Annotated in this window: 1 protein-coding gene; it reads right to left on the bottom strand. The window is 31.4% G+C overall.

Annotation, left to right across the window (positions count from 1 at the left end):
• The coding region (locus tag RCF13_RS02980) for a serine hydrolase domain-containing protein (RefSeq protein ID WP_308140846.1) at positions 1–866 on the bottom strand (866 nt) is incomplete at both ends.

The raw sequence follows: 866 nt of genomic DNA, 5'->3' as shown, positions 1-866 counted from the left end.
CCAACCATATCCATAATCTTTTTTTACTGGTGTAAACATTTCAGTAAAACTTTCTTTAGAAATCAATTTATTTGTATATAGAGCTTCATCGAATAAATATAAATCATGTGCAGTAGTATAAATATCTCCAGAACCAAAAAGTTGTGACATATGGGGTAAGGATGGTGTTTTTATTGTACCGTCTTTTATTTTATATCCAGTTGAAGGATATTTTTCTTGGGTAAATTTTTCTCCAAATCCCGAATGTTTCATACCTGCAGCATTGAATATATTTTCTTGTATATATACTTCTGAATTTTGCCCACTTACCTTCTCCAAGATATATGCAAGAATAGCATAATTTGAATCTGAATACTTCCATTTAGATCCAGGAGCAAATAGTAACTTTTGTTTACCAATCTTTTTTATAAGTTCATCATGCGAAATTTCTTCTTCTCCTTCATCATGCTCTGGAATTCCTGAAGTGTGTGTAAGAAGGTGTTTTAATGTAATTTCGTCTCCCCTTGGAAAATCGGGAATATATTTAGCTATTTCATCATTAACTTGTAACTTTTGCTGGTCTTTCAATTGCATAATAGCCGTTGCTACTATAGCCTTTGTTAGCGATCCAAGATAGTACGATGTTTGTGAATTATTAGGGATTTGCTGTTCCTGATTTGCCATTCCATATCCTTTATTTATAAGGATATTACCGTTTTTTACAATCACTGCTGTACCATTAAAGTTTTTACCTTTTAATAATTCATCTAACTCCGTATTATTAATAACTTCCTGTGGTAGTATTTCCAATGTTTCTGTTTTTTTCTCATTAGGTTCTTTCGATATCTCTTGATTTTCAGTTTTTACTGGTTTTGTTACTACAGGTA

The sequence above is a fragment of the Stenotrophomonas maltophilia group sp. RNC7 genome, assembly GCF_030910085.1.
GTDB classification, from domain to species: Bacteria; Pseudomonadota; Gammaproteobacteria; order Xanthomonadales; family Xanthomonadaceae; genus Stenotrophomonas; species Stenotrophomonas sepilia.
Note: the sequence above shows the minus strand (reverse complement) of the source record. Positions and strands in the feature narration are given on the sequence as shown.